Origin of the sequence: Methanothermobacter tenebrarum, assembly GCF_003264935.1 — an archaeon.
In the GTDB taxonomy this organism is placed as follows: domain Archaea; phylum Methanobacteriota; class Methanobacteria; order Methanobacteriales; family DSM-23052; genus Methanothermobacter_A; species Methanothermobacter_A tenebrarum_A.
The window spans coordinates 1-4,315 of sequence record NZ_QLOE01000018.1 but is presented as its reverse complement, the minus strand read 5'-3'; the positions used below and the strand labels follow the sequence as shown (position 1 = coordinate 4,315).

The following is a 4,315-nucleotide window of genomic DNA, read 5'->3' as shown; positions in this document are numbered from 1 at the left end:
ATTTTATTTTCAAGCATGACAAAATAAACTCCTCAAGAATCATTATGTAAACAAGAATCATTTTATGACAAAATATAAGGTTTCTCTTTGCCCATCTGGGGGGGATGGTAAGTGCCTATTTTTCCTGTTTAAGCTTGTAATGCTGGGATTCATGCTCTCGTCTTAAACCCCACCTTTTATATTTTTCGCCCCTAAAAAAGAAAAAGATAGTAATCCTTTTATACTATAATGTATTATCATATTATGGTGGTGGCTGTGAAGAGGTTGTTGCTCTTCATCTTCTTATCCTTTCTTTTCATGGGTGGTGTTTCAGCGGCAGGAAATATGACGATAGCGGCGCCGGGCGCCCCCCAAGACAATCCCGACCATATAATCATAGAGATAAACCAGACAAGAGGCTGGACAATAGCAGGGCCCGCAGGAGAGCCGCCATCAAAGATAGACATTCAAGTCAACCCAGAGGACGTGACATGGATAAGCCTATATTTTAGAGACACCGCCGAAGAACACTTTGAAGACGGCACAGGAATAGCTGAACAATCAGGTTTAATCATAGATGGCCGGATCATCCGAAGTTGGAGTTTCTATGACCCATGGCTCTTTGAAGGATTCAGGGAAGGATGGGATGGCAGCCATGAAACCTGGAAATCCTACTATGACCCGAGCTTCAGAATCAGTATCAAGTATAAGCCAGCATACCTTTCACGCTCTTCCTATTCCTTCCCATTATTCAGTAAGGATGTAAATGTTCATTATAAGAATTTGTGGGCGGATGGTGATGCCGGCTTCGAGGAAGTGATAAGCCTCTGCATAGCCGGACCCGAAGCCTTATCCCTCGATCCTGTAAGGGCAAACTGGGAATCGTGGCACTTGGATCAAATGACGCCCTGGGAAATAGCAGCATATGGAACATTCTTAGCAGCCTTCAAAACACTATACACATGGGAGGATGCATCAGAGATAGCGGCGCAAAACCTGAACCTTAGTTATGTAAGATTGAAGCCGGCGTTTATGATCTGCGGCGTCACGAACGGAGGATTTGTAGGTGGCTGCGGATACACATACATGCACGCACCCTTCCCAACCATCTACGATTATTGCATTCTCGGTGATTTGAACAATTACCAGGACTATCGTGATTATGATAGGAGAGAGAAAGCATTTAACATTGTAAGGGGCATACTTCTGAAAGAACTTGAAGCAATAATCTTGGAGAGTGTAGGGGTTAATGTGGTCTCACCAGTCCAAGAGATCATGGAAGCATTAGAAAATGGGGAGGCCATTATCGACCATGATCCTAGCCTTATAGAATATCTTGAGATAAGAGCAGGCCAATCCTACATGTTCATAGACCTTGCAGGTAGTGGGTGGACAACAATCGGCACATACTCGCTAGTAGGATGGATTTGTGGAGCGGCAGGATCAGGAGGAGCATGCTACCACTACGAGCTAACCCACCGGACCCAAAGGATTGCAATCAAAGATTGGGATTTATTTATTAAAGGAGTGATGGAGATCGGTGCCGGGGCATGTTTCATTATAGGAGCAGCTTTTGCGGCACCGGAGACTGGAGGCTCCTCTTTTATTCTGGCAAGTGAAATGCTGGGTGCTTTTCTGAGTATATGGAATGGTGTGGAGGATATAGAGAGAACTGTGGTGATTAGTTAGTGCTATGATGGATTGTAGGATAATTAGGGTAGGTGAACGTGTGACACCAATAAAAAAACTAATTATTCTATATGTGGTAGGAATGGTTGGCCTTATTCTAGGGATATTTTCTCCTGGCATGCGAAGATACTTATGTATTGGATCGCTTATTGCCATATTTTCTATATTTCTAGTATGGTTATCGCATTATTATGGTATTATAGATAGATTCAAATATGAATTGGTGGGCTCATTTATTTTTATGGTTTGGGGAATTTTCTCTATTATATTGGGCTTAGTGTCCAGAACTACTGAAGATAAAATGTTCGCCATTTCATTTGGCATTTTCCTCATCATATTATCTTTATACTTTGTATCGCGTCTTTTGAGAGGTTAGAGTGGAAAATGAAGCTTGACCAATAAAGGCGGATGATATGAGCCTAAAAAGATCACACGATATACTGTGGAATTTTAATAAAGTTTACTCAGTGGAGGTGAAGAATAAATGAAAATGACGGGGGGATTCTTTTTGTGGCTATTGGGGTTGGAGTATTTCTTTATGGTGCGGCGACATCAGAGACTTGTATTGGTGCAGTTTGTAGCGCTTCTTGCTGCTTATCCGGTTATTGAGCAAGGCTTTAGGGAAATTGATGAATCTCGTGGGGTGGTGTGTTGATAAGGGAAAAGTTTTATCCATATATTCATTTGCAGAACATCTCATCTAGCCACTCACTCATAGGAAACGTCGCAACAACAATAAGGAGAGGGATACTACCACTACGACCTAACCTAGACTCAAAAGATTGTAATCAAAGATTGGGGTTTATTTATTAAAGGAGTGCTGGTGTACTGTGGAGGGGCAGGTACCATCATGTTAGCACTTGATGAAATACTGTTGAGTGGAGGTGGCCTTAGTGAAGCAGCACTATTACAAATAGTCTTCGTTGGTTTGCCTATGATGATGGAGGGTCAGAATATGATAAATAAAGCTGTAGTGATAGAATAGAGGGGAATGGATATGACATTATCAAGAGAGCGTCTTATAAGTTTTACACTTGTACTTATGGCGGTTTTCGTTTTTACTGGATGTGCATTATCTTCTACTGGTATACAAAGATACAAATATATTGGACTTGCTATTATCACATTTATATGTCTTCTATTAGGCTTCTTCCATTATTATGGTATTATAGATAAATTCAAACGTGAATTGGTGGTCTCATTTCTTCTTATGGGTGGTGGAATTTTCTTTATTATGGTGGGCTTAGTGTCCGGAACTGCCGAAGATAAAATATACTTTCCAGTTGGCATTTTCGCGATTATAGCATCTTTATACTTTGTATCGCGTCTTTTGAGAGGTTAGATTGGAAAATGAGGGGGGAACATTAAAAAATGGTATATGAAATTGCTTGTATGAATGGGAGTGCCTTTTAGGTGTTATGGTGGGGGAAGCGCAAAGTTTCTTGTATGCAGAATCATAGCTCTTTTTTATGTTGATGCATAGGTATGATAGGTGCCATTAGTTTCTTTATAGCTTAAGGCTTGCTCCTCCCAATTTTTTATTATTTTTTCCTTTTCTTCATGTTCTTACGTGAAATAGGAAAACTTAAAGGGGGATGAAAGGAATAATCAGAATCTCTTTGGAAGTTGGTATGAGTAGTTTGCTGATATGGCTTGTAGTGATTATGGAGGTTTGTAGGTGCTGAATTGGCGAGTAAGACGATGAAATTTTTGTAGTTAAAGGTTGGGGAGAATGTTTAAGGGAGGGGGTTGTGAAGGTGATCCCTAGTGTTGTTGCGACGTTGGTTCTTTCGCCAACGTTAGAGATTGTTGCTACAATTTCAATAGTTATCGATGCCTGGCGGTTAAAATAGAAATCTGATTGTTGTTTTTCAAGGGCAAAGAGACTTCCGCCACTTCCAAAGTTTATGGCCTTGTCTGTGCCAAATTGGTTTTGTTAATTTGGTTCGTGAAAAAATAAACTCGTAATTTTGTCTTGTTTGGGTTCAAGGTGTAATAGATGGGGCTTGTCCAATAATGGGGGGCCCCATTTTCATTTATTATAGATAGTTCTATTTTGGATTTATGGATGGATTTGAAGGTGGATTAGTTTTGTCTGGTTTTTCTGTGCGCTTCAAATATTCTGATTGGATTGGGTTGTCATGGTAGTAGGTTGAGGAGTGTCCTAGTCCGTAGATTGCATGAGTACATATTTTTGAAAATTTAGAAGGAGGTGATTAGATGAGTGAGATAAAAGAGGAAGTTATTAAGACAATGGCGACTCTTATAACAACAGCTTTTGGACTTATAGCAGCTCTAGCATGGAACGAAGCCATCAAGGCATTAATACAATTGTTTTTCAAGGCCGGGAATGCTCTTACAGGTTTGTTTGTCTATGCAATTATCGTCACTATACTTGCTTTATTGCAACTATAATCATCGCAAGGAGCCTCGCACATTTAGAAATAGAAATGCCAGAAGATTGAATATTCCAGTCTTTTGAAACTCCTTGAAAAAACCTACAATATGTATTCACAAAATTTAAGTCCAATAGGGAAACTTGGTATTATTTGGCAGCCTACGACAATCAGTGTGGGGGATCACAAAAAAAGAGTCTATAAATTCCTGGGTTGAGATGTTCGTTATAGGTAAATATAACGAAGAAAAC

The 4,315-nt window shown here is 40.1% G+C and carries 4 protein-coding genes; all 4 read left to right on the top strand.

The features are described 5' to 3' along the window. Window positions 1-255 precede the first annotated feature (255 nt). Window positions 256-1,668 carry a hypothetical protein gene (locus tag DPC56_RS08050; RefSeq protein ID WP_146737628.1) on the top strand — a complete coding sequence of 471 codons (1,413 nt, stop codon included), beginning with the start codon at window positions 256-258 and terminating at the stop codon, window positions 1,666-1,668. An 823-nt stretch (window positions 1,669-2,491) separates the two neighbouring features. Continuing rightward, window positions 2,492-2,653 carry a hypothetical protein gene (locus tag DPC56_RS08255; RefSeq protein ID WP_181454433.1) on the top strand — a complete coding sequence of 54 codons (162 nt, stop codon included), beginning with the start codon at window positions 2,492-2,494 and terminating at the stop codon, window positions 2,651-2,653. 12 nt (window positions 2,654-2,665) lie between these two features. After that, window positions 2,666-3,010 carry a hypothetical protein gene (locus DPC56_RS08040; RefSeq protein ID WP_112094553.1) on the top strand — a complete coding sequence of 115 codons (345 nt, stop codon included), beginning with the start codon at window positions 2,666-2,668 and terminating at the stop codon, window positions 3,008-3,010. A gap of 878 nt (window positions 3,011-3,888) precedes the next feature. Continuing rightward, on the top strand, window positions 3,889-4,083 hold the full coding sequence (locus DPC56_RS08035) for a DUF5654 family protein (RefSeq protein WP_348638845.1): 195 nt from the start codon (window positions 3,889-3,891) through the stop codon (window positions 4,081-4,083). The last annotated feature ends 232 nt before the right edge of the window (window positions 4,084-4,315 follow it).